The sequence below is a fragment of the Streptomyces sp. LBL genome (assembly GCF_029893585.1).
Taxonomy (GTDB): Bacteria; Actinomycetota; Actinomycetes; order Streptomycetales; family Streptomycetaceae; genus Streptomyces.
The window spans coordinates 69,056-89,201 of the sequence record NZ_JARXYX010000032.1; the positions used below are offsets into that span (position 1 = coordinate 69,056).

The following is a 20,146-nucleotide window of genomic DNA, read 5'->3' on the forward strand; positions in this document are numbered from 1 at the left end:
GCGGGGGGCCGTTGTCGTACAGTCGCAGCCCGTAACTGACGTACCGTCAGACATCTGGAGGGCGTATGCGGCTCGGGCTCGCACTCGGCTACTGGGGGCGCGGCCCCGGCGCGGACCATGTGACGCTGGCGCGGGAGGCGGAGCGGCTCGGCTACGACTCCGTGTGGACCGCGGAGTCCTGGGGCTCGGACGCGTTCACTCCGCTCACCTGGATCGCCGCGCAGACCTCGACCGTCAAACTGGGCACGGCGGTCGCACAGATGGCGGCCCGGTCTCCGACCACCACGGCGATGCACGCCCTCACCCTGGACCACCTCTCCGGCGGCCGGATGATGCTCGGGCTCGGCCTGTCCGGCCCGCAGGTGGTCGAGGGCTGGTACGGGCGGCCGTTCCCGAAGTCGCCGCTGACCGCGACCCGGGAGTACGTCGACGTCGTACGGCAGGTGCTGCGGCGGGAGGCTCCGGTGCGGCTGGACGGACGCTTCCACCCCCTGCCCTATCGCGGCCCGGACGCCACGGGCCTCGGCAAACCCCTGAAGTCCATCACGCACCCCCTGCGCCCCACGCTCCCCGTCCTGCTCGGCGCGGAGGGCCCGAGGAACGTGGCTCAGACGACCCGGATCGCCGACGGATGGCTGCCGTTGTACTGGTCGCCGGGCCGGCCCGAGGCGTACGGGGACGCGGTGGGCGATCTGCCGGACGGCTTCCTGGTCGCGCCCATGGCCCAGGTGCGGGTCTGTGACGACGTCTCCGAAGGGCTGCTGCCCGTCAAGGCGATGCTCGGCTTCTACATCGGCGGAATGGGCCACGCGGCCCGCAACTTCCACGCCGATCTCATGGGCCGCATGGGGTACGAGGAGGAGGCCCGGCGGATCCAGGAGCTGTTCCTGTCCGGCCGCCGGGAGGAAGCGGTGCTCGCCGTGCCGGACGCCTTCGCCGACGAGATCTCCCTGATCGGGCCACGTGAACGCATCGCCGAACGGCTGGAGTTGTGGCGCAAGGGACCGGTGACGGACCTGCTGGCGCTGGCCCCGGACCCGGAGACCTTGCGGGTGCTGGCAGAGCTCAACTCCTAGAACATTCCCTGCCCCTGGTTTCAAACAGGGATTCGAGGTCACCTGGTAGGCATGTCTCGACATCGCAGCGGCTCCAACTCCGCCGGTACGGTCATCGCCGTCGTCGCGGACATCATGGCCGTCATCCTCGGACTGTGGATCCTGATGTATCTGCTGGACGCCAACCGGGGCAACGACCTGGTGCAGTTCGTCCACGACGCGGCCAACTGGCTCGCCGGCTGGTCCCGTGACCTGTTCACCTTCGACGACGCCTGGGCCCGCGTCGTCGCCGGCTACGGCCTGGCCGCGGTCGTGTACCTCTTCATCGGCCACGCCATCGCCAACCGCGTACAGCGACACTGACAGCCCGCCCCGACAGTTCCCACCTCACACTGACCGACCCGCCGACTGGTCCCGTGATCCGGGGGTCTGAGGGTGCTCGCCGACGTGTTCAGGCGCAGCAGTCCGGGTCGAGACCCTTCGGCAGGTGGTGGCCGCCGAACACTCGGCAGGTCGCCTCGTCGCCGCCCAGCGCGGCGACGGCGAGGAGCAGGGAGCCGGCCGTCCAGGTGGTCAGCTCCTGTGGCCAGACGGCTTCGTCGTCGAAGACGTAGCCCGTCCAGTACAGGCCGGACTCCGCGTCACGCAGGCGCTGGATCCACTGCAGGATCTCCAGCGCCCGGTCGGACTCGCCCATCGCCCACAGCGCGAGGGCGAGTTCGGCGGACTCCCCGCCCGTGACCCACGGGTTGGGTACGACACAGCGCACGCCGAGCCCCGGCACCACGAAACGGTTCCAGCCCTCCTCGATACGGGACTTGCCCTCGGCGTCGGTCAGCGCGCCGCCGAGCACCGGGTAGTACCAGTCCATCGAGTAGCGGTCCTTGTCGAGGAACCGCTCCGGGTGCCGGCGGATCGCGTGCCGCAGCGCTCCGACCGCCAACTCCCAGTCGGGCTGCGGCTCTTCACGCTGCTCGGCGATCGCGAGGGCGCAGCACAGCGCGTGGTGGATCGAGGAGGAACCGGTCAGCAGCGCGTCCGTGACGGGCGTCCCGTCGTCCTCCCGCTTCCAGCCGATCTGCCCGCCGGGTTGCTGAAGCTGCAGCACGCACTCGATCGCCGCGTAGACGGTCGGCCACATCCGGTCGAGAAACGTGTCGTCGCCGGTGGAGAGGTAGTGGTGCCACACGCCGACGGCTATGTAGGCGACGAAGTTCGTCTCCCGGCCCCGGTCGGTGACGTCCGTGAAGTTCCCGTCGGCGTAGGCCGCGTACCAGGAGCCGTCCTCGTTCTGGTGCCGCGCCAGCCAGTTGTACGCCCGCTCGGCAGCCTCGTGCTCCCCGGCCGCGTCCAGCGCCATCGCCGTCTCGGTGTGGTCCCACGGGTCGAGGTGGTGCCCGCGGAACCACGGGATCGCCCCGTCCTCCCGCTGCACGTCCAGCAGCCCGGCGACGGTGGCGGCAGCCTGCTCGGCGGTGAGGACCCCGGGCAGGACGAGGTGTTCTGTCCGGGGGGTGGTCACTTGGCGGCCGCCTCGGCTTCGTTTTTGGTCTGGGACTGGGGATGGGGTTGGGTCTTGGTCGTCGCGGTCCCGGAAAGACGCGGCAGGTGCGGCTTGGTCGCGTACGCCACGAAGCTCTTGCCCATCAGCGGGTTCAGCGCCTGTTCGGCGACCCGGGTGGCCAGCGGTTTCTTCATGATGTCCCAGACCAGCAGCTTGTGGTACGCCCGCACCGGCAGCGCCTTGTCGTTGTCCACGCCGAACGCGCACTTGAGCCACCAGTACGGGGAGTGCAGCGCGTGCGCGTGGTGCGTGCCGTACGGCTTGAGGCCGGCCTCGCGGATCTTCGCCAGCAACTCGTCCGCCTTGTAGATGCGGATGTGGCCGCCCTCGACCTCGTGGTAGGCGTCGGACAGCGTCCAGCAGACCTTCTCGGGGCCGTGGCGCGGGACGGTGATCGCGATCCGGCCGCCCGGCTTCAACACCCGTACCATCTCGGCGAGTACGCCCTTGTCGTCCGGGATGTGCTCCATCACCTCGGAGATGATGACGACGTCGAAGGACTCGTCCGGGAAGGGGAGCGCCAGGGCGTCCCCCTCCATCGCCGTGGCGGTCGCGCCCTCGGGGGCCTCTCCCGCCTCCTGCATGGCCGCGAACCACTTCGCGACCTCGCGGATCTCCTCGGCGTTCTGGTCGAGGGCCACGACCCGGGCACCCCGTCGATAGCACTCGAACGCGTGCCTGCCGGCACCGCAGCCGAGGTCCAGGACACGGTCACCCGGGGCGAGCGGGAACCGGGAGAAGTCGACGGTCAGCACGTAGCCCTGCTTTCGCGATCGGATACAACGTCAGCACCTTCCGCGGCCGCCGAGCGGTCGGGAGGCTGGGCCGCGGAGCGGTCGGGAGGGCGGGGCGCGGAGCGGCTTACGGCTGTGTCCGCGGAGCGGGTCATGGCCTCGCGGTACCGGGCCACCGTTCCCTCGGCGGCCTTCGCCCAGGTGAAGCGGGCCAGGACCCGTTCCCGGCCCGCCGCGCCGAGTCGGGCGCGCAGCTCCGGGTCGGCGAGCAGTCGGCTCAGGCCGGCGGCCAGGGCTCCGGGGTCGCCCGGGGGGACCGCCAGGCACGTCTCCCCGTCCGGGCCCGCGACTTCGGGGATCGCGCCGCCGGTCGTGGCGAGCAGCGGGGTGCCCGTCGCCATGGCCTCCGCGGCCGGCAGGGAGAAGCCCTCGTACAGCGACGGCACGCACGCGACCTGTGCCGAGCGCACCAGGTCGACCAGTTCGGCGTCCGAGATGCCCTTGACGAAGTCGACGGCGCCTTCGAGGCCGTACCGCTCGACGGCCTGGGCGACCGGCCCCGCGGTGGGCCGCTTGCCGACGACGACCAGGTGGGCGTCGGGCCGCTCGGTACGCACCTTGGCGAGTGCCTCGACGAGGAAGACCAGGCCCTTGAGCGGTACGTCCGCGCTGGACGTCGTCACGATCCGGCCCGGCACGACCGGCACCGAGGGGTCGGGCGAGAAGAGGTCGGTGTCGGCGCCTATGTGGACGACGTGGATGCGTTCCCCGCGTACGCCGAGGTGGTGGACGATCTCCTGGCGGGAGGTGCCGGAGACGGTGAGCACGGACGGCAGGCGGCGGGCGACGCGCTTCTGCATGCGGGTGAAGGCGTACCAGCGGCGTATGGAGTACGAGCGCCGCAGCCCCTCCGCCGCGTCCAGCTCCAACTGCCGGTCCACGGTGATGGGGTGGTGGATGGTGGTGACGAGCGGGGCTCCGACGTCGCCCAACAGGCCGTATCCGAGCGTCTGGTTGTCGTGGACGACGTCGAACTCGCCGCGCCGGGCGCGCAGATGGCGGCGGGCACGGAGGGAGAAGGTGAGCGGCTCGGGAAAACCGCCGGTCCACATCGTCGCCACTTCCAGCGCGTCGATCCAGTCGCGGTACTCGCCGCGCCCGGGGGTGCGGAAGGGGTCCGGCTGCCGGTAGAGGTCGAGGCTCGGCAGCTCGGTGAGGGTCAGGCGGTCGTCGTGGCCCTCGTCGAGGACGGGGTAGGGCTGGGAGCCGATGACCTCGACGCGGTGGCCGAGGCGGGCGAGTTCACGCGAGAGGTGCCGTACGTAGACACCCTGCCCCCCGCAGAACGGGTTCCCCTTGTAGGTGAGAAGTGCGATGTTGAGCGGTCGCTCGCCGTCCGCAGCGAGGTCGGGTCGGGACCCCGCCTGACTGGCCTCAGCGGTCACTCCTGGCCCCCTTCTGCCTGCACTGTCCCGCGAGACTACGACGGGACGCTAATCTAGAACAAGTTTCAGACTTGATCGTTAAGTCGGCTCCGAATCTACCGGCAGGTAGGGGCAGTGTGAGCAGTGGATCAGGTGATTCACGCCACGACGGGCCGCGCCTGCCATGCTGTGTGATCACCGACTGTCACGGAACGGGACCCATGCCTACGGAAGTCAAGGCGAACAAGGCGCTGTCCTCGCCCCTCACCGAGCGTCAGGAGGCGCGCCGCCGCCGAATCCTGCACGCGAGCGCGCAGTTGGCGAGCCGGGGCGGCTTCGACGCGGTGCAGATGCGTGAGGTCGCGGAGTCCTCTCAGGTGGCGCTCGGCACGCTGTACCGCTACTTCCCGTCCAAGGTGCATCTGCTGGTCGCCACGATGCAGGACCAGTTGGAGCACATGCACGGCACGCTGCGGAAGAAGCCGCCGACGGGCGAGGTGCCGGCCCAGCGGGTGGCGGAGACCCTGATGCGGGCGTTCCGCGCGTTGCAGCGCGAACCGCATCTGGCCGACGCGATGGTCCGCGCGCTCACGTTCGCCGACCGGAGCGTCAGCCCCGAGGTGGACCAGGTCTCCCGTCAGACCACGGCGATCATCCTGGACGCGATGGGCCTGGAGAACCCGACCCCGGACCAGCTCTCGGCGGTCCGCGTCATCGAGCACACCTGGCACTCGGCGCTGATCACCTGGCTCTCCGGCCGCGCCTCCATCGCCCAGGTGAAGATCGACATCGAAACGGTGTGCCGTCTGATCGACCTGACGGACCCGGGGCGCGAGGGTTAGCCACGCCGCAGGAGCACTGCTCTCCGGGCGCGCGAAGAACCTACGAGACGGGTTCCCTTCGCCGGTATTGCCCGGATCAGGTACTGGGGGTCGCCTTCTGGCCCGACTGCTGCCGTCCAGCCTCTCAGCCCGACCGTCGACGTCGGCCGCGGCGGATGCCTGAGCGTCTCGCCACAGTCGGCTACTCCGGTCGAACTCCCTCACTCGTCCCGTAGGCCACTTCCCACGATAGTACGTTTACGTGGGGGAGGAACCCCCCTGAACCATGATTTTCCACCATGATTTTCCGCCCTCAGGGAAGGCCCACAAGGGGTCCCCTACTCCTCCGGCGGGAACACCGGCTCCCCGCTCCCCAGCAGCGTGATCATGATGGCCTCCACCGGGCAGGCCTCCGCCGCCGCGAGGACCTTCTCGTTGGCGTCGGCCTCCGGCTCGGCGGGGTGGGACTGGCGGGCCGTGTCGAGGTGGAAGCCGTCGGGAGCGTGGTGCACGCAGCTCGCGGAGCCGATGCACAGGGAGCGGTCGACCTCGATCCGCCAGCGGTCGCCCATCCGCTCAGCCCTCCCAGCCCGCCGGCAGGTGGATCATCTTGTGCTCCAGGTACTCGCCGTAGCCCTCGGGACCGAACTCGCGCCCCAGCCCGGAGCTCTTGTAGCCGCCGAACGGGCCGAGCATGTCGAGGCTGAAGGTGTTCACCGAGTAGGTTCCGGTGCGCACCCGCCTCGCCACCTCGATGCCCCGCTCGACGTCCGCGGTCCACACGCTGCCGCTGAGGCCGTAGTCGGAGTCGTTGGCGATCCTCACCGCCTCGGACTCGTCGCCGTAGGGCAGCAGACAGATCACCGGGCCGAAGATCTCCTCGCGGGCGATCCGCATCGAGTTGTCGACGTCACCGAAGAGTGTCGGCTCGACGTACCAGCCCCGGTCCAGGCCCGGCGGTCGCCCGCCGCCGGTGAGGATCTTCGCGCCCTCTTCCTGGCCGATGCGGATGTAGTCGAGGTTGCGCCGCTGCTGGCGCTCGGCCACCAGCGGGCCCACCTGCGTCGCCGGGTCCAGCGGATCGCCGACCACCAGCGCGCCGGCCGCCGCCGCGAAGGCCTCGGCGAACTCCTCGTAGCGCGAACGCGGCACCAGGATGCGGGTCTGGGCCACGCACGCCTGCCCGTTGTTCATCCAGGCCGCCGGGACGATCCCCGCGACCGCCGTCTCCACGTCCGCGTCCGGCAGCACCACCGCCGCCGACTTGCCGCCCAGCTCCAGGGTCACCCGCGTCAGATGGCGGGAGGCGACCTCCATCACGCGTTTCCCGGCCGCGACCGAGCCGGTGAAGGAGACCTTGTCCACGCCCGGATGCCCGACCAGGTACTCGCTCACCGCACGGTCGGCCGGGAGGATGGAGAGCACCCCCTCCGGCAGACCGGCCTCGCGCGTGATGTCGGCCAGGATGTAGGCGTCCAGCGGCGATTCCGGCGACGGCTTGAGCACCACCGTGCAGCCGGTGAGCAGCGCGGGTGCGAGCTTGGCGGCGGCGACGAACTGGGGGACGTTCCAGGGGACGACGGCCGCGACGACCCCGACCGGCTCGCGCCGCACGAGGATCCTCCCGAGCGCTCCGGCGCGTGTCTCCTCGTACGTGAAGTTCCGGGCGACCGTGATCGCGGAGTCCCAGACCATCATCGCGCCGAGCGCCTGGGCGAGGACGCTCCAGGAGTACGGCGACCCGTTCTCGGAGGAGATCACCCGGGCGATCTCCTCGTGCCGTACGGCGATCGCGTCCTTGATCCGGGTGACCACCTCGATCCGCTCGTCGAGCGACATCCGCGGCCAGGGTCCCTCCTCGAAGGCGGCGCGCGCGACGGCGACGGCCCGGTCCACGTCGGCCGTCGAGGAGTGCGGCACGCGTCCGATGACCTCTTCGGTGTGTGGCGAGACCACCTCGATGACCTCCGCGCCCAGCGGGTCGGTCAACTCCCCGCCGATGAACAGCTGTCCGTGTTCCACGAGCTCGGCCATGGCGACCGCCTTCCCGGAGCGACTGTCTCTGACGGTTCGTCAGATAGTGAACTGATACCAGTTCCACTCGGAGGAGTCCACGGGCGGGACGAGGAGTCCACGGGCGGGACAGGGGAGTCCACGGGCGGGACAGGGGAGTCCACGGGCGGGACAGGGGCGAGAAGATCACCCCGGAAGGAGAAGGTCGTCCCGGGCTCCCATCGAAACGCGTTCTAGTTATACTCGGCCTCGCGTGGCCGGACGACGGCGATCACGCGGCGATTGGGGAGCCCATGACGCAGGTGCACGACCACGGCGGCGGCGTCCGCTCCCTCCGGGTCCCCATCCCGGACAACCCCCTCGGCCACACCCTGGTGTACGTCGTCGACACCGACCGCGGACCGGTCCTCGTCGACACCGGCTGGGACGACCCTGCCTCCTGGGACGCCCTCGCGGACGGACTGGCCGCCTGCGGCACCTCCCCCGGCGAGATCCACGGCGTGGTGATCACCCACCACCACCCCGACCACCACGGCCTGTCGGGCGCGGTCCGGGAGGCGTCCGGCGCGTGGATCGCGATGCACGCGGCGGACGGCGCGATCGTGCGGCGGGCCCGCTCGACGAACCCCGACCGCTGGCTCACCTACATGAGCGCCAAACTGGAGGCGGCCGGCGCCCCCGAGGAACACCTGGCGCCCCTGCGCACCGGCCTCCCCCGCTCCGTGCCCGGTCTGGCGCCCGCCCTGCCCGACCGGGAGATCGTCCCGGGCGAACTCCTCACCCTCCCCGGCCGCCGACTGCGCGCGATCTGGACGCCGGGCCACACCCCCGGCCATGTCTGCCTGCACCTGGAGGAGGAGCACCCGGCCCGCCTCCCGGGCCACGGCCGCCTGTTCTCCGGCGACCACCTGCTCCCCGGGATCACCCCGCACATCGGCCTGTACGAGGACCCCGACGACGCCACCGTCACCGACCCCCTCGGCGACTACCTCGACTCCCTGGAACGCGTCGGCCGCCTCGCCCCCGCCGAGGTCCTCCCGGCCCACCAGCACGCGTTCACCGACGCGGCCTCCCGCGTACGGGAGTTGCTCACCCACCACGAGGACCGGCTCACCGGCCTCCTCTCCCTCCTTGCCGACCCCCTCACGCCGTGGCAGCTCGCCGAGCGCATGGAGTGGAACCGTCCCTGGGAGCAGATCCCGTACGGCTCCCGCAACATCGCCGTCTCGGAGGCCGAGGCGCATCTGCGGCGACTGGTGAAACTGGGACGCGCGGAGGCGGTGGCGGGGAGCGAGCCGGTGACGTACATGGCCGTGTAAAACGGTCGCGCCGGATGCCTCACCACTGATACCAACGGTTCCGTGGACCTGATGGACTGCGTGCGGCGGGAACCGGTGTTGTCGGCTGATCGTCATGCAGGGCATGCCTTCCGCATGCACCAGACGCCGCGATCGCGTTCAACACCAGCGGCGGCGACAGCGTCGAGGCAGCCAAGCGGTGGCTGTGACGCCCAGGACCAGGAGCCGGGAGCCCGGAATCGACCCCGCGCAGGAAGAACGGTGACACCCTCTGGCCGGGTGACCACACAGGCACGGGACCAACCCTGCGGACACTGTGGGTAGCTGACTCGGCCGCATGTGCGGGACGTATCGCCCGCTCACAGGCGGACAGGCGGCCCTCAGGGCGCTTGCTACGGCCCGGTAGAGTGGCAAGGTCGTCATCACGCCCGTACGGGGGGAAGCCGGTGCGAATCCGGCGCTGACCCGCAACCGTGAGCCGTCCGTCGCGGACGGCGAGCCGGATTGCCCCGCACGGGACGTGACCGGCTCACGCGCACCGGCAACCGGCCGGTGTGCGGCACCGTCGAGGGATACGGAGCCGAGCCGCCGGGGGTGTCCCGTGCTGCCCGGCTCCCCGCAGGGAGAGGCACCCGCCGATCATGAACGTCCGCCGCAGCACCGCGGTCCTGGCCGCCGCCACCGCCGTGATCGGCGCCGCCTCCGCGCCCGCCTCCGTCGCCGCCGGCCCGTCCCCGTCTCCCGTGCTTCCGTCCGAGCTCTACGGCAGTACGGACCCGACGTACGACGGTGTCTGGCGCCAGTCCCTCGCCCTGCTCGCCCAGCACACCGTGGGGGTGAAGCCCGCCGCGAAGGCCGTGGACTGGCTGACCGGACAGCAGTGCGCCGACGGGGCGTTCGCCCCCTACCGCGCCGACACCGCCAAGGCGTGCGACGCCAAGCTGATGGTGGACACCAACAACACGGCCGCCGCCGTCCAGGCCCTCGCCGCGCTCGGCGGTCACCACGCCGCCACCGGCAAGGCCGTCGCCTGGCTGAAGTCCGTGCAGAACACGGACGGCGGCTGGGGTTACACGCCCGGCGGCGCCAGCGACACCAACTCGACGTCCGTGGTCATCGGCGCGCTGACCGCCGTAGGAGAGAAGGCGCAGGATGTGCGCAAGGGTGACCGGACGCCGTACGACGCCCTGGTGAAGCTCGCCCTGCGGTGCGACGGCGACGGTGCGGGCGCGTTCGCGTTCCAGCCGGACAAGAAGAACAGCCTGGCCGCCAACGCGGACGCCACGGCAGCGGGTGTGGTCGGGGCGCTCGGCAAGGGGCTGGCGGCCACAGCGGGCAAGCAGGGCGCAGCGAGCAAGCAGGGCCAGGCGGGCAAGCAAGGCCAGTTGGGCGAGCCGGGCGCGGTGGCGGGTTGCGGTGAGGGCCGGAGTCCTCAGCAGGCCGCCGCCAACGGTGTCGCCTACCTCACCAAGGCGCTCGCCAAGGACGGTCACCTGAAGTCCGCCCTCCCCGGCGCCACCGACCTGCCCGACTACGGCAACACCGCCGACGCGGTCGTGGCGCTCGCCGCGCAGGGCGGTGCCGGGCGGGCCGCCGGACCGCTGACGTGGCTGGAGAAGAACTCCGCCGCCTGGGCGAAGCAGAGCGGGCCCGCCGCCTACGCCCAGCTGATCTTCGCCGCGCACGCCACGGGCACGGATCCGCGTGACTTCGGCGGCACGGACCTGGTGACGCAACTGAACGCGACGGGACCGGCTCCGCTGGCGGCGACGGCCGAGTCCACCGACGGCTCGGACTCGGACTCGGCCTCGGCCTCGGACTCGGGCGGCTCCGGCAACGTCTGGTGGATGGTCGCCGCGGGCCTTGCCGCCGGGGCCGGTATCGGTTTCCTGCTCAGCGGCCGCAACAAGAGGCGGCGGCCGTGACCCGCCGCCGTGCCGCCACGCTGCTCGTGACCTTCCTGGTCCTCCTGACAGGAACCATGACCATCGGCCAGGCACAGGCCGCCGGGTACCGCTACTGGTCCTTCTGGGACCGCGACGGCAACCGGTGGGCCTACGCCACCCAGGGCCCCTCGACCGCCCGCCCCGTCGACGGCGACGTCCAGGGCTTCCGTTTCGCGGTCAGCGAGGACTCCGGCGACGCGACCCGGCCGCGCGGTACGGCGGACTTCACGACGATCTGCGCGGACACTCCCGCGAAGGCGGCCCGTAAACGGGTCGCCCTGGTCATCGACTTCGGCACGGCCTCGGACGCCCCGCCCGGCGAGACACCCCCGGCGCTCCGTACGGCGTGCGCCCAGCTCTCCCTCGACGCGACGGCGGCCGATGCCCTCGCCTCGGTCGCCGAACCCCTCCGCTACAACACCAACGCCCTCCTGTGCGCGATCGCGGGTTACCCGGAGAAGGGGTGCGGGGAGCAGGTGACGTCGGGGAAGACACCAAGTACGCCGACAAACCCGACGGAGCCGACGGAGCCGACGGACAAGGGCGGCGAGGGCGGGGGCCCGTCGGTGGGCCTGTGGGCGGGGGTGGCGGCCGTGGCGGCGCTGGGTGCGGCGGCGGTGTGGCAGGCAAGGCGGCGCAGGGATGCGTCGTAACAGCGATAACAGCGATAACAGCGATAACAGCCGTATCAAGCAGACAGCGGCCGATTCACGTCGTGGTGAGCTACGAGAAATCCCGCCCGGCGAAACCCTGCCCAGCAAAACCTGGCGCAGAGAACCCCGGCGCACCGAAACCCGGCCCATTGAAAGCGACGCCCCGTCAGCGCAAGCCGGCGAACCCGCCCCCCGGCAGCAGCGAAGGGGAACGTCCCTGCACCCGGGGGCCTGGTGGCTCTGGTCCCTCTCCCTCGGCACCGCGGCCACCCGTACGACCAACCCCCTCCTCCTCGCGCTCCTCATCGCCACCTCCGCCTACGTCGTGGCCGCCCGCCGTCCCCGGACCCCCACCGCCCAGTCCTACTCGGCCTTCGCCGAACTCGCCCTGGCCGTGATCGTGATCCGCCTCCTCTTCGCCGTCGTCCTCGGCTCCCCGATCCCCGGCACCCATGTCCTCGTCACCCTCCCCGAAGTCCCCCTCCCTCACTGGGCCCAGGGCATCCGCCTCGGCGGCAGGGTCACCACAGAGGGCCTCCTGTTCGCGCTCTACGACGGCCTGAAGCTCGCCACACTCCTGATCTGCGTCGGCGCCGCGAACGCCCTCGCGAACCCGGCCCGCCTCCTCAAGTCCCTCCCCGGCGCGCTGTACGAGACGGGCGTGGCCGTGGTCGTCGCGCTCACCTTCGCCCCGAACCTCATCGCCGACGTCCAGCGTCTGCGTGCCGCCCGCCGTCTGCGCGGCCGCCCCGACCACGGCGTCCGCGGCCTGCTGCAGGTGGGACTCCCGGTCCTGGAGGGCGCCTTGGAACGCTCGGTCTCCCTGGCCGCCGCGATGGACGCCCGCGGCTACGGCCGTACCGCCGACGTTCCCGCCCCCGTCCGCCGTACGACCGCCGCCCTCACCCTCGGCGGACTGCTCGGTGTCTGCGCGGGAACGTACGGACTGCTCACCGCCGAAGGCGGCAGGTACGGCCTTCCCATGCTGCTGGCCGGACTCGCCGCGGCCCTCGCCGGCCTGCACCTCGGCAGCCGCCGCTCCCTGCGCACCCGTTACCGCCCCGACCGCTGGGACCTACGCGCCTGGCTGGTCGCCGGTTCCGGCGCGGCGGTGGCCGCACTGCTCACCCTCGCCTCCGCCCACGACCCCGGGGCACTGCACCCCGGTGTGGTCCCCCTCGTCGCCCCCGCCCTCCCGCTGTGGCCGGCGGCGGCCGTCCTCCTCGGCCTCCTCCCCGCCTTCCTCGCCCCCCAGGAGACGTCGTGATCCGCTTCGAGAACGTCTCCGTGACGTACGACGGCGCTCCTCAACCCGCCGTTCAGGGCGTGGACTTCGAGGTGCCGGAGGGGGAACTCGTGCTCCTCGTCGGCCCGTCCGGCGTCGGCAAGTCCACGGTCCTCGGCGCGGTCAGCGGCCTCGTGCCGCACTTCACCGGCGGCACCCTGCGCGGCCGTGTCACCGTCGCCGGCCGGGACACCCGTACGCACAAACCTCGTGAACTCGCCGACGTGGTCGGCACCGTCGGCCAGGACCCGCTCTCCCACTTCGTCACCGACACCGTCGAGGACGAACTCGCCTACGGCATGGAGTCGTTGGGCATCGCCCCGGACGTGATGCGCCGCCGCGTCGAGGAAACCCTCGACCTGCTCGGTCTCGCCGGTCTGCGTGACCGGCCCCTCGCCACCCTGTCCGGCGGCCAGCAGCAGCGCGTCGCGATCGGCTCGGTCCTCACCCCGCACCCGCGGGTCCTGGTCCTCGACGAGCCGACGTCCGCGCTCGACCCGGCGGCGGCGGAAGAGGTCCTCGCGGTCCTCCAGCGGCTGGTCCACGACCTCGGTACGACGGTCCTGCTGGCCGAGCACCGACTGGAACGCGTCATCCAGTACGCCGACCAGGTCGCCCTCCTCCCGGCGCCGGGAGCCGCGCCGGTGCTCGGCACCCCGGCCGAGATCATGGCCGTATCGCCGGTGTACCCACCGGTCGTGGACCTCGGCCGCCTCGCGGGCTGGACCCCGCTGCCGCTGACGGTGCGTGACGCGCGACGTCGGGCGGCACCGCTTCGGGAGCGGCTGGCGCGGGATGCGGCGGAGCAGCGCGGCACGCAGCCCGACGCCGCGCAACCTGACACCACACGGCCTCACGCCACACGGCCTGACACCACACGGCCTCACGCCACACAGCCAGACGCCACACAGCCTCACGCCACACAGCCAGACGCCACACAGCCAGACACCACACAGCCAGACACCACACAGCCTCACGCCACACAGCCTCACGCCACACAGCCGACCGCCGCACGACCTGACGCCACCGAGCCGACCGTCCGCCCCGCCCCCTCCCGCTGGAGCCTGCGCAGGCGCCCCCCGACCGCACCGCCTCCCCCACAGGTCGCCGAAGTCCGCTCCCTCGCCGTCCGCCGGGACCGCGTCCACGCCCTGCGCCACATCGACCTCACAGTCGCCCCCGGCGAGACGATCGCGCTCATGGGCCGCAACGGTGCCGGAAAGTCCACGCTGCTCGCGGCGCTGGTCGGGCTGGTCGCACCGGCCGCCGGATCCGTGCGGGTCGGCGGGGCCGTACCGCATCGCACGGCCCCGCGTGATCTCGTACGCCGGGTGGGTCTCGTACCGCAGGAGCCTCGGGACCTGCTGTACGCCGACACGGTCGCCGCCGAGTGCGTGGCGGCCGACCGGGACGCGGGCGCCACGCCCGGCAGTAGCCGGGCCCTGGTCTCCGAGCTGCTCCCCGGCATCACCGACGACACCCACCCGCGCGACCTCTCCGAGGGACAACGGCTCGCACTCGCGCTGGCCGTGGTGCTCACGGCCCGCCCTCCCCTCCTGCTCCTCGACGAGCCGACCCGCGGCCTGGACTACGCGGCGAAGGCCCGTCTGGTGGACCTGCTGCGGGGACTGGCGGCCGAGGGACACGCGATCGTGCTGGCCACGCACGACGTCGAACTGGCCGCCGAACTGGCACACCGAGTGGTCCTGCTGGCCGACGGCGAGGTGATCGCGGACGGCCCGACAGCGGACGTGGTGGTCGCCTCCCCGTCCTTCGCCCCGCAGGTCACCAAGATCCTGGCGCCGCAGAAGTGGCTCACGGCGGCCCAGGTGCGGAAGGCGCTCCCATGACCGATCCGGAAACTGATCCCTTGACCGATCCGACGACGGCTCCAGTGACCGCTCCGACGACGGCTCCGGTGACCGATGGGATGACGGCTCCAGTGACCGGTCCAGTGACCGCGCCGGCGAGAACCGTCCGCCAGGCCCGCGCCGTCCGCCTCGGGCCCCGCTCGCTCCTCGCCCTCGCCCTGGCCAGCGCGGTCGGTGCGGTCGCCTTCTGCTGGCCGTTCCTCGCCCCGCCGACCTCACAGGTCAGCGCGCACGCGCAGGACGCCCCGTGGCTGTTCGCGGGACTGCTGGTCCTCCTGGTCGCCGTCGTCGCTGCGACGATCTCCGAGTCGGGGCTCGGTCCCAAGGCGGTGGCGATGCTAGGCGTGCTGGCGGCGACGGGCGCGGCGCTGCGGCCGATCGGCGCGGGTACCGCCGGTATCGAACCGATGTTCTTCCTGATGGTGCTGAGCGGACGCGTCCTCGGCCCCGGCTTCGGCTTCGTGCTGGGCTCGGTGACGATGTTCGCGTCGGCGCTGCTCACGGGCGGGGTGGGCCCGTGGATGCCGTTCCAGATGCTGTCGATGGGCTGGTTCGCGATGGGTGCGGGCCTGCTGCCGGGCCCCGACCGCCTGCGCGGCCGCGCCGAACTCGCGCTCCTCGCCGGGTACGGCTTCCTGGCCGCGTTCGCCTACGGCACGGTGATGAACCTGGCCGGCTGGCCCTTCATGCAGGCGAACGCGTCGAACATCGCCTTCGACCCGGACGACGCGGTCCCTGCCAACCTGGCCCGCTTCCTCGCGTACTGCCTGGCCACCTCGCTGGGCTGGGACCTGGGCCGGGCCCTGGTCACCGTCGTCCTGACCGTCCTGGCCGGCCCGGCGATCCTCCGGGCCCTGCGCCGCGCCACCCGCCGGGCCGCCTTCGAAGCGCCGGTCACCTTCGACGCGCCCGCTGCGTCCCCCGAGCCCGTGGTGGACTTGGGTGCACCCTGCCCGTCCAGTCCACCCGGCGACCGGAGACCGTATGAAACCCGTTGAGGAGCGTGCGGAGTCTGCCGCGGCGCGGCACTCGGGGCGTGGCTGGTGGTCCACCACGGGCTGGGGATTCCGTTGCTGGTGACGGCGGTGGTGGTGGGGGTGTTGGCCGTGGTGGCGTCGGGACGGGAGTAGGTCCTGTCGGGCCGGGTCACGGCACGAGGACGATCTTCCCGTTGGTGCGCTTCTTCTCCAGCTCTCGGTGGGCCGCGGCGGCCTCGGCGAGCGGGTAGGTGCCCTTCACGGTGACCTTCAGCCGACCGGTCTCGATCCGTTCGGTGATCTGCTCCAGCACCGCGGCGGAAGGCTCGGCCGTGACCCACAAACCGCAAACCGCAAACCGCAACCCGCGTGCCGCCGCTCGGCGTTCCACGGCTTCGTCCTTGGCAGACGAGCTCGGCCTTTCCGGTGCCACATCTTGCACCACTGCCAGGAAATTCGCTCTGCGTATTACTCCATAGCGGGGAAATCTGCTGATTCACCGGTACGTTCGCCTCAATATGCTTCCGTTCACCTACGTTTCGGGTAAGGAATGGACAGTTCTATTGCTTTCCAATCGAGGAGGGTCGATGGCTGAACGCACCGTTCGCCGACGCGGTTATCGAGAAGGCACCGGCGGCGAGATGCTTGCCGAGTTCCTGGGCACGTTCGTCCTGATTCTGCTGGGTGTCGGGTCGGTGGCTGTCGCAGTCGTCGGTCTGCCGGGATCAGGTCGGCAAGCCGTGGAGTTCGGGCCCGCCAACTGGCTCATCATCTCTTGGGGCTGGGGCCTCGCTGTGGTATTCGGCGTATACGTGGCAGGAGGCGTCAGTGGCGCCCACCTCAATCCTGCGGTGACACTCGCCTTCGCGGCGCGACGGGCTTTCCCCTGGCGGAAGGTCCTGCCCTACTGGCTGGCACAGGTGGTGGGCGCCTTCGTCGCCGCCGCGCTCGTCTACGCGACCTACAGGTGGGCCATCGACGCGGCCATCACAAAGTCGGGTGTCCCACGAGACAAATCGTTGGCAACGTACTCGATCTTCGCCACGTTCCCCGCCGAGTATCTCGGAGATTCATGGTGGGGTCCCTTGCTCGACCAGATCGTGGGAACCGGAATCCTCCTTCTGTTGATCTGCGCACTCATCGACACGCGCAATACGGCTCCGATGGCCAATCTCCATCCGTTCATCATCGGCCTGGTGGTCGTCGCGATCGGCCTGACCTTCGGCACCAACGCCGGGTACGCGATCAATCCGGCACGTGACTTCGGCCCGCGATTGTTCACATACTTCGAAGGCTGGGGCTCTATCGCTCTGCCCGGCACGTTCCAGTGGTTCAGCGGCTACTGGTGGATCCCGATTGTCGGACCGCTCATCGGCGGACTGGCCGGTGTCGGCGTGTACGACCTGTTCATCAGTCCGCTGATCAAGGCCAGGCATGGAGAGGCCGAAGAAGGTCCCGCCACCGAAGAGCTCTAGAACACCGAGCAGGCTCCGTCCGGCAGTTCATCGGATGGTTCGGAGCGGGCGACAGCACTGCCCGACCCACCGAAACGTCGCCCCAGAGCGTAACGACACCAGGACCACGAGAAGAGGCGGTACCGATGCCCGAATTCGTCGGCGCGGTGGACCAGGGGACCACCAGCACGCGCTTCATGATCTTCGATCACGCAGGCAACGAGGTGGCCAAGCACCAACTCGAGCACCGGCAGATCCTGCCGCAGTCCGGTTGGGTCGAGCACGACCCGGTGGAGATCTGGGAGCGCACCAACACGGTGATCCAGAACGCCCTCCGCAGCGGAGGGCTGTCCGCCGCCGACCTGAAAGCCATCGGTATCACCAACCAGCGCGAGACGACGGTGGTCTGGGACCCGCGCACCGGCCGCCCCTACTACAACGCCATCGTCTGGCAGGACACCCGCACCGACAGCATCGCCGCCGCCCTCGAACGCGACGGCCATGGCGAGACCATCCGCCACAAGGCAGGCTTGCCGCCTGCCACCTACTTCTCCGGCGGCAAGATCAAGTGGTTGCTGGAGAACGTGGACGGACTGCGCGAGGCCGCCGAAGCGGGGCATGCGCTCTTCGGCAACACGGACGCGTGGGTGCTGTGGAACCTCACGGGCGGCCCCAACGGGGGTGTGCACGCCACCGATGTCACCAACGCCAGCCGCACCATGCTGATGAACCTGGAGACCCTGGACTGGGACGACGAACTGCTGGGAATCTTCAACATCCCACGCGCGATGCTGCCGGTCATCCGCCCCTCGTCCGATCCTGAGGCGTTCGGCCAGGCCCGCACCTCGCGACCGTTGAACGCCGCGGTCCCGATCGCCGGTGTCCTCGGCGACCAGCAGGCGGCGACCGTCGGTCAGGTCTGCTTCGCCCCCGGCGAAGCCAAGAACACGTACGGCACCGGCAACTTCCTGGTCCTCAACACCGGTACGGAGTTGGTGCGTTCACAGCACGGCCTGCTGACGACAGTGGCGTACCAGTTCGCGGGCAGCCCCGCCGTCTACGCACTGGAGGGGTCCATCGCCGTCACCGGCGCGGCCGTGCAGTGGCTGCGTGACCAGCTGAAGGTGATCGGGAGCGCCGCGGAGAGTGAGCAACTGGCCCGCTCGGTGGACGACAACGGCGGGATGTACTTCGTCCCGGCCTTCTCCGGTCTGTTCGCCCCGTACTGGCGCTCCGACGCGCGTGGCGCGATGGTTGGTCTCGCCCGCTACAACACCGGCGGACACGTGGCCCGGGCCACGCTGGAGGCCATCTGCTACCAGAGCCGCGACGTGGTCGACGCCATGGAGCAGGACTCCGGCGTGCACCTGGACGTGCTCAAGGTGGACGGTGGTGTGACCGCGAACGACCTGTGCATGCAGATCCAGGCGGACGTGCTGGGCGTGCCCGTCAGCCGGCCGGTGGTTGCTGAGACCACTGCGCTGGGCGCCGCCTACGCGGCCGGGCTCGCCACCGGCTTCTGGCGCGATACCGACGAGCTGCGCACACACTGGCAGGAGTCGAAGCGCTGGAGCCCGGAGTGGAGCGAGGAGCAACGCCAGGACGGGTATGCGGGCTGGAAACGAGCCGTGGAGCGCACGCTGGACTGGGTCAAGGTCACCTGACGACCGACACCCCGTGCGACTCCGGAACCCCGGCGGGACCGGTCCTCACCCTCGGCCCCGCCGCGTTCACCAGCTTCGCCGACTGCACTACGGCTGCACGACGGCTGTACGACGGCTACGGACGCTTAAGCCGGTCCAGCCGCTACAGCCGCTACAGCCGCTACAGCCGCTACAGCCGCTACAGCCGCTACAGCCGCTACAGCCGCTGAATGATCGTGCCGGTGGCCAGGCCTCCGCCCGCGCACATCGTCACCAGCGCGAACTCCTTGTCCGTGCGCTCCAGTTCATGCAGTGCCGTCGTGATGAGCCGGGCCCCGGTGGCTCCCACGGGGTGCCCGAGGGCGATCGCGCCGCCGTTGACGTTGACCTTCCCCAGGTCCTGTTCGAAGACCTGGGCCCAGCTCAACACCACGGACGCGAAGGCCTCGTTGATCTCGACGAGGTCGATGTCCTTCAGGGACATCCCGGCCTTGCCCAGCACGGCGCGGGTCGCGTCGATCGGGCCGTCGAGGTGGAAGTGCGGGTCGGCTCCGACCAGCGCCTGGGCCACGATCCGCGCCCGGGGGCGCAGCTTCAGCGCGCGGGCCATCCGTTTCGACGCCCACATGATCGCCGCCGCACCGTCGCTGATCTGCGACGAGTTGCCCGCCGTATGGATGGCTTTCGGCATGACCGGCTTGAGTCCCGCGAGCGCCTCCGCCGATGTGTCGCGCAGGCCCTCGTCGCGGTCGACGAGACGCCACATGCCCTGACCGGCGCTCTGTTCGTCCTCCGTCGTGGGCACCTGCACCGCGAAGGTCTCGCGTTTGAACCGTTCCTCCGCCCAGGCGACGGCGGCCCGTTCCTGGGAGATGAGCCCGAGGGAGTCGACCTTCTCGCGCGTCAGGCCGCGATGACGGGCGATCCGCTCCGCCGCCTCGAACTGGTTGGGCAGGTCGACGTTCCATTCGTCGGGGAACGGCTTGCCCGGGCCGTGCTTCGATCCCGAGCCCAGCGGCACCCGCGACATCGCCTCGACACCGCAGGAGATGCCGACGTCGATGACCCCCGCCGCGACCATGTTGGCGACCATGTGCGACGCCTGCTGCGAGGAGCCGCACTGGCAGTCGACGGTCGTCGCCGCCGTCTCGTAGGGCAGACCGACCGACAGCCACGCCGTGCGCGCGGGGTTCATGGACTGTTCGCCGGCGTGGGTGACCGTGCCGCCGACGATCTGTTCGACCGCGTCGGCGGGGATGCCGGTGCGGCCGAGGAGTTCACGGTAGGTCTCGCCCAGGAGATAGGCGGGGTGCAGGTTGGCGAGCGCGCCGCCGCGCTTGCCGATGGGGGTGCGTACGGCTTCTACGATCACGGGTTCCGCGGCCATTCGGAGTTCCTCTCCTCCGGT

The 20,146-nt window shown here is 70.8% G+C and carries 18 protein-coding genes and 2 riboswitches; of the genes, 11 read left to right on the forward strand and 7 right to left on the reverse strand.

Annotation, left to right across the window (positions count from 1 at the left end; all coding sequences use genetic code 11):
- The first annotated feature begins 65 nt into the window (after positions 1-65).
- Together M2271_RS32470 and M2271_RS32475 are read left to right on the forward strand one after the other, a co-directional pair.
- Positions 66-1,076 carry an LLM class F420-dependent oxidoreductase gene (locus M2271_RS32470; RefSeq protein WP_280890979.1) on the forward strand — a complete coding sequence of 337 codons (1,011 nt, stop codon included), beginning with the start codon at positions 66-68 and terminating at the stop codon, positions 1,074-1,076.
- Between the two features lie 51 nt (positions 1,077-1,127).
- Positions 1,128-1,418: a hypothetical protein gene (locus M2271_RS32475; protein WP_280890980.1), complete on the forward strand. Its 291-nt coding sequence runs from the start codon at positions 1,128-1,130 to the stop codon at positions 1,416-1,418.
- Positions 1,419-1,506: 88 nt separating this feature from the next.
- On the opposite strand, the gene M2271_RS32480 is transcribed toward M2271_RS32475, so the two are convergent.
- Genes M2271_RS32480 through M2271_RS32490 form a run of 3 tightly spaced genes read right to left on the reverse strand, consistent with a single transcriptional unit; the run spans position 1,507 to position 4,798 of the window.
- The gene (locus M2271_RS32480) at positions 1,507-2,577 is read right to left on the reverse strand and encodes a prenyltransferase (RefSeq protein WP_280890981.1); all 1,071 of its coding nucleotides are present in this window, start codon (positions 2,575-2,577) and stop codon (positions 1,507-1,509) included.
- Entirely contained in the window at positions 2,574-3,374 is an 801-nt protein-coding gene (locus tag M2271_RS32485; protein ID WP_280890982.1) for a class I SAM-dependent methyltransferase, read from the reverse strand. Before M2271_RS32485 ends, M2271_RS32480 begins: the two co-directional genes overlap by 4 nt.
- Positions 3,368-4,798 carry a glycosyltransferase family 4 protein gene (locus M2271_RS32490; RefSeq protein ID WP_280890983.1) on the reverse strand — a complete coding sequence of 477 codons (1,431 nt, stop codon included), beginning with the start codon at positions 4,796-4,798 and terminating at the stop codon, positions 3,368-3,370. The genes M2271_RS32485 and M2271_RS32490 overlap by 7 nt, the downstream gene beginning before the upstream one ends.
- A gap of 200 nt (positions 4,799-4,998) precedes the next feature.
- On the opposite strand from M2271_RS32490, the gene M2271_RS32495 reads away from it, so the two are divergent.
- A complete protein-coding gene (locus M2271_RS32495; protein ID WP_280890984.1) occupies positions 4,999-5,619 on the forward strand; it encodes a TetR family transcriptional regulator in 621 nt (206 codons plus the stop codon).
- Between the two features lie 36 nt (positions 5,620-5,655).
- Positions 5,656-5,831: riboswitch (TPP riboswitch) on the reverse strand.
- A 105-nt stretch (positions 5,832-5,936) separates the two neighbouring features.
- On the opposite strand, the gene M2271_RS32500 is transcribed toward M2271_RS32495, so the two are convergent.
- Positions 5,937-6,170, reverse strand: a complete 234-nt coding sequence (locus M2271_RS32500) for a ferredoxin (RefSeq protein WP_280890985.1) — start codon at positions 6,168-6,170, stop codon at positions 5,937-5,939.
- 4 nt (positions 6,171-6,174) lie between these two features.
- Positions 6,175-7,632 (reverse strand): aldehyde dehydrogenase, encoded by a 1,458-nt coding sequence (locus M2271_RS32505; protein WP_280890986.1) that lies wholly within the window; start codon positions 7,630-7,632, stop codon positions 6,175-6,177.
- A gap of 272 nt (positions 7,633-7,904) precedes the next feature.
- On the opposite strand from M2271_RS32505, the gene M2271_RS32510 reads away from it, so the two are divergent.
- The 6 genes from M2271_RS32510 to M2271_RS32535 all read left to right on the forward strand — a co-directional run bounded on the left by M2271_RS32510 (position 7,905) and on the right by M2271_RS32535 (position 15,662).
- Positions 7,905-8,930 carry an MBL fold metallo-hydrolase gene (locus M2271_RS32510; RefSeq protein ID WP_280890987.1) on the forward strand — a complete coding sequence of 342 codons (1,026 nt, stop codon included), beginning with the start codon at positions 7,905-7,907 and terminating at the stop codon, positions 8,928-8,930.
- A 415-nt stretch (positions 8,931-9,345) separates the two neighbouring features.
- Positions 9,346-9,419, forward strand: a riboswitch (cobalamin riboswitch).
- 131 nt (positions 9,420-9,550) lie between these two features.
- A complete protein-coding gene (locus M2271_RS32515) occupies positions 9,551-10,834 on the forward strand; it encodes a terpene cyclase/mutase family protein (protein ID WP_280890988.1) in 1,284 nt (427 codons plus the stop codon).
- Positions 10,831-11,508 (forward strand): SCO2322 family protein, encoded by a 678-nt coding sequence (locus M2271_RS32520; RefSeq protein ID WP_280890989.1) that lies wholly within the window; start codon positions 10,831-10,833, stop codon positions 11,506-11,508. The genes M2271_RS32515 and M2271_RS32520 overlap by 4 nt, the downstream gene beginning before the upstream one ends.
- Positions 11,498-12,775: an energy-coupling factor transporter transmembrane component T gene (locus M2271_RS32525; protein ID WP_280890990.1), complete on the forward strand. Its 1,278-nt coding sequence runs from the start codon at positions 11,498-11,500 to the stop codon at positions 12,773-12,775. The genes M2271_RS32520 and M2271_RS32525 overlap by 11 nt, the downstream gene beginning before the upstream one ends.
- Complete coding sequence (locus M2271_RS32530; RefSeq protein WP_280890991.1) at positions 12,772-14,643, forward strand: ABC transporter ATP-binding protein; 1,872 nt, start codon at positions 12,772-12,774, stop codon at positions 14,641-14,643. The genes M2271_RS32525 and M2271_RS32530 overlap by 4 nt, the downstream gene beginning before the upstream one ends.
- 92 nt (positions 14,644-14,735) lie before the next feature.
- Positions 14,736-15,662 (forward strand): ECF transporter S component, encoded by a 927-nt coding sequence (locus tag M2271_RS32535; protein ID WP_348539206.1) that lies wholly within the window; start codon positions 14,736-14,738, stop codon positions 15,660-15,662.
- Positions 15,663-15,810: 148 nt separating this feature from the next.
- Here M2271_RS32535 and M2271_RS32540 read toward each other — a convergent pair whose 3' ends face one another.
- Positions 15,811-16,086, reverse strand: coding sequence for a zinc-binding dehydrogenase (locus tag M2271_RS32540; RefSeq protein WP_348539207.1), 276 nt, complete (start codon positions 16,084-16,086; stop codon positions 15,811-15,813).
- A gap of 142 nt (positions 16,087-16,228) precedes the next feature.
- Here M2271_RS32540 and M2271_RS32545 point away from each other — a divergent pair, with 142 nt between their 5' ends.
- Both M2271_RS32545 and glpK read left to right on the forward strand, forming a co-directional pair.
- Positions 16,229-17,116, forward strand: coding sequence for an MIP/aquaporin family protein (locus M2271_RS32545; protein WP_280890994.1), 888 nt, complete (start codon positions 16,229-16,231; stop codon positions 17,114-17,116).
- A 125-nt stretch (positions 17,117-17,241) separates the two neighbouring features.
- A complete protein-coding gene (gene glpK / locus M2271_RS32550; protein ID WP_280890995.1) occupies positions 17,242-18,759 on the forward strand; it encodes a glycerol kinase GlpK in 1,518 nt (505 codons plus the stop codon).
- 196 nt (positions 18,760-18,955) lie between these two features.
- On the opposite strand, the gene M2271_RS32555 is transcribed toward glpK, so the two are convergent.
- Positions 18,956-20,125 carry a steroid 3-ketoacyl-CoA thiolase gene (locus tag M2271_RS32555; protein ID WP_280890996.1) on the reverse strand — a complete coding sequence of 390 codons (1,170 nt, stop codon included), beginning with the start codon at positions 20,123-20,125 and terminating at the stop codon, positions 18,956-18,958.
- Between the last annotated feature and the right edge of the window lie 21 nt (positions 20,126-20,146).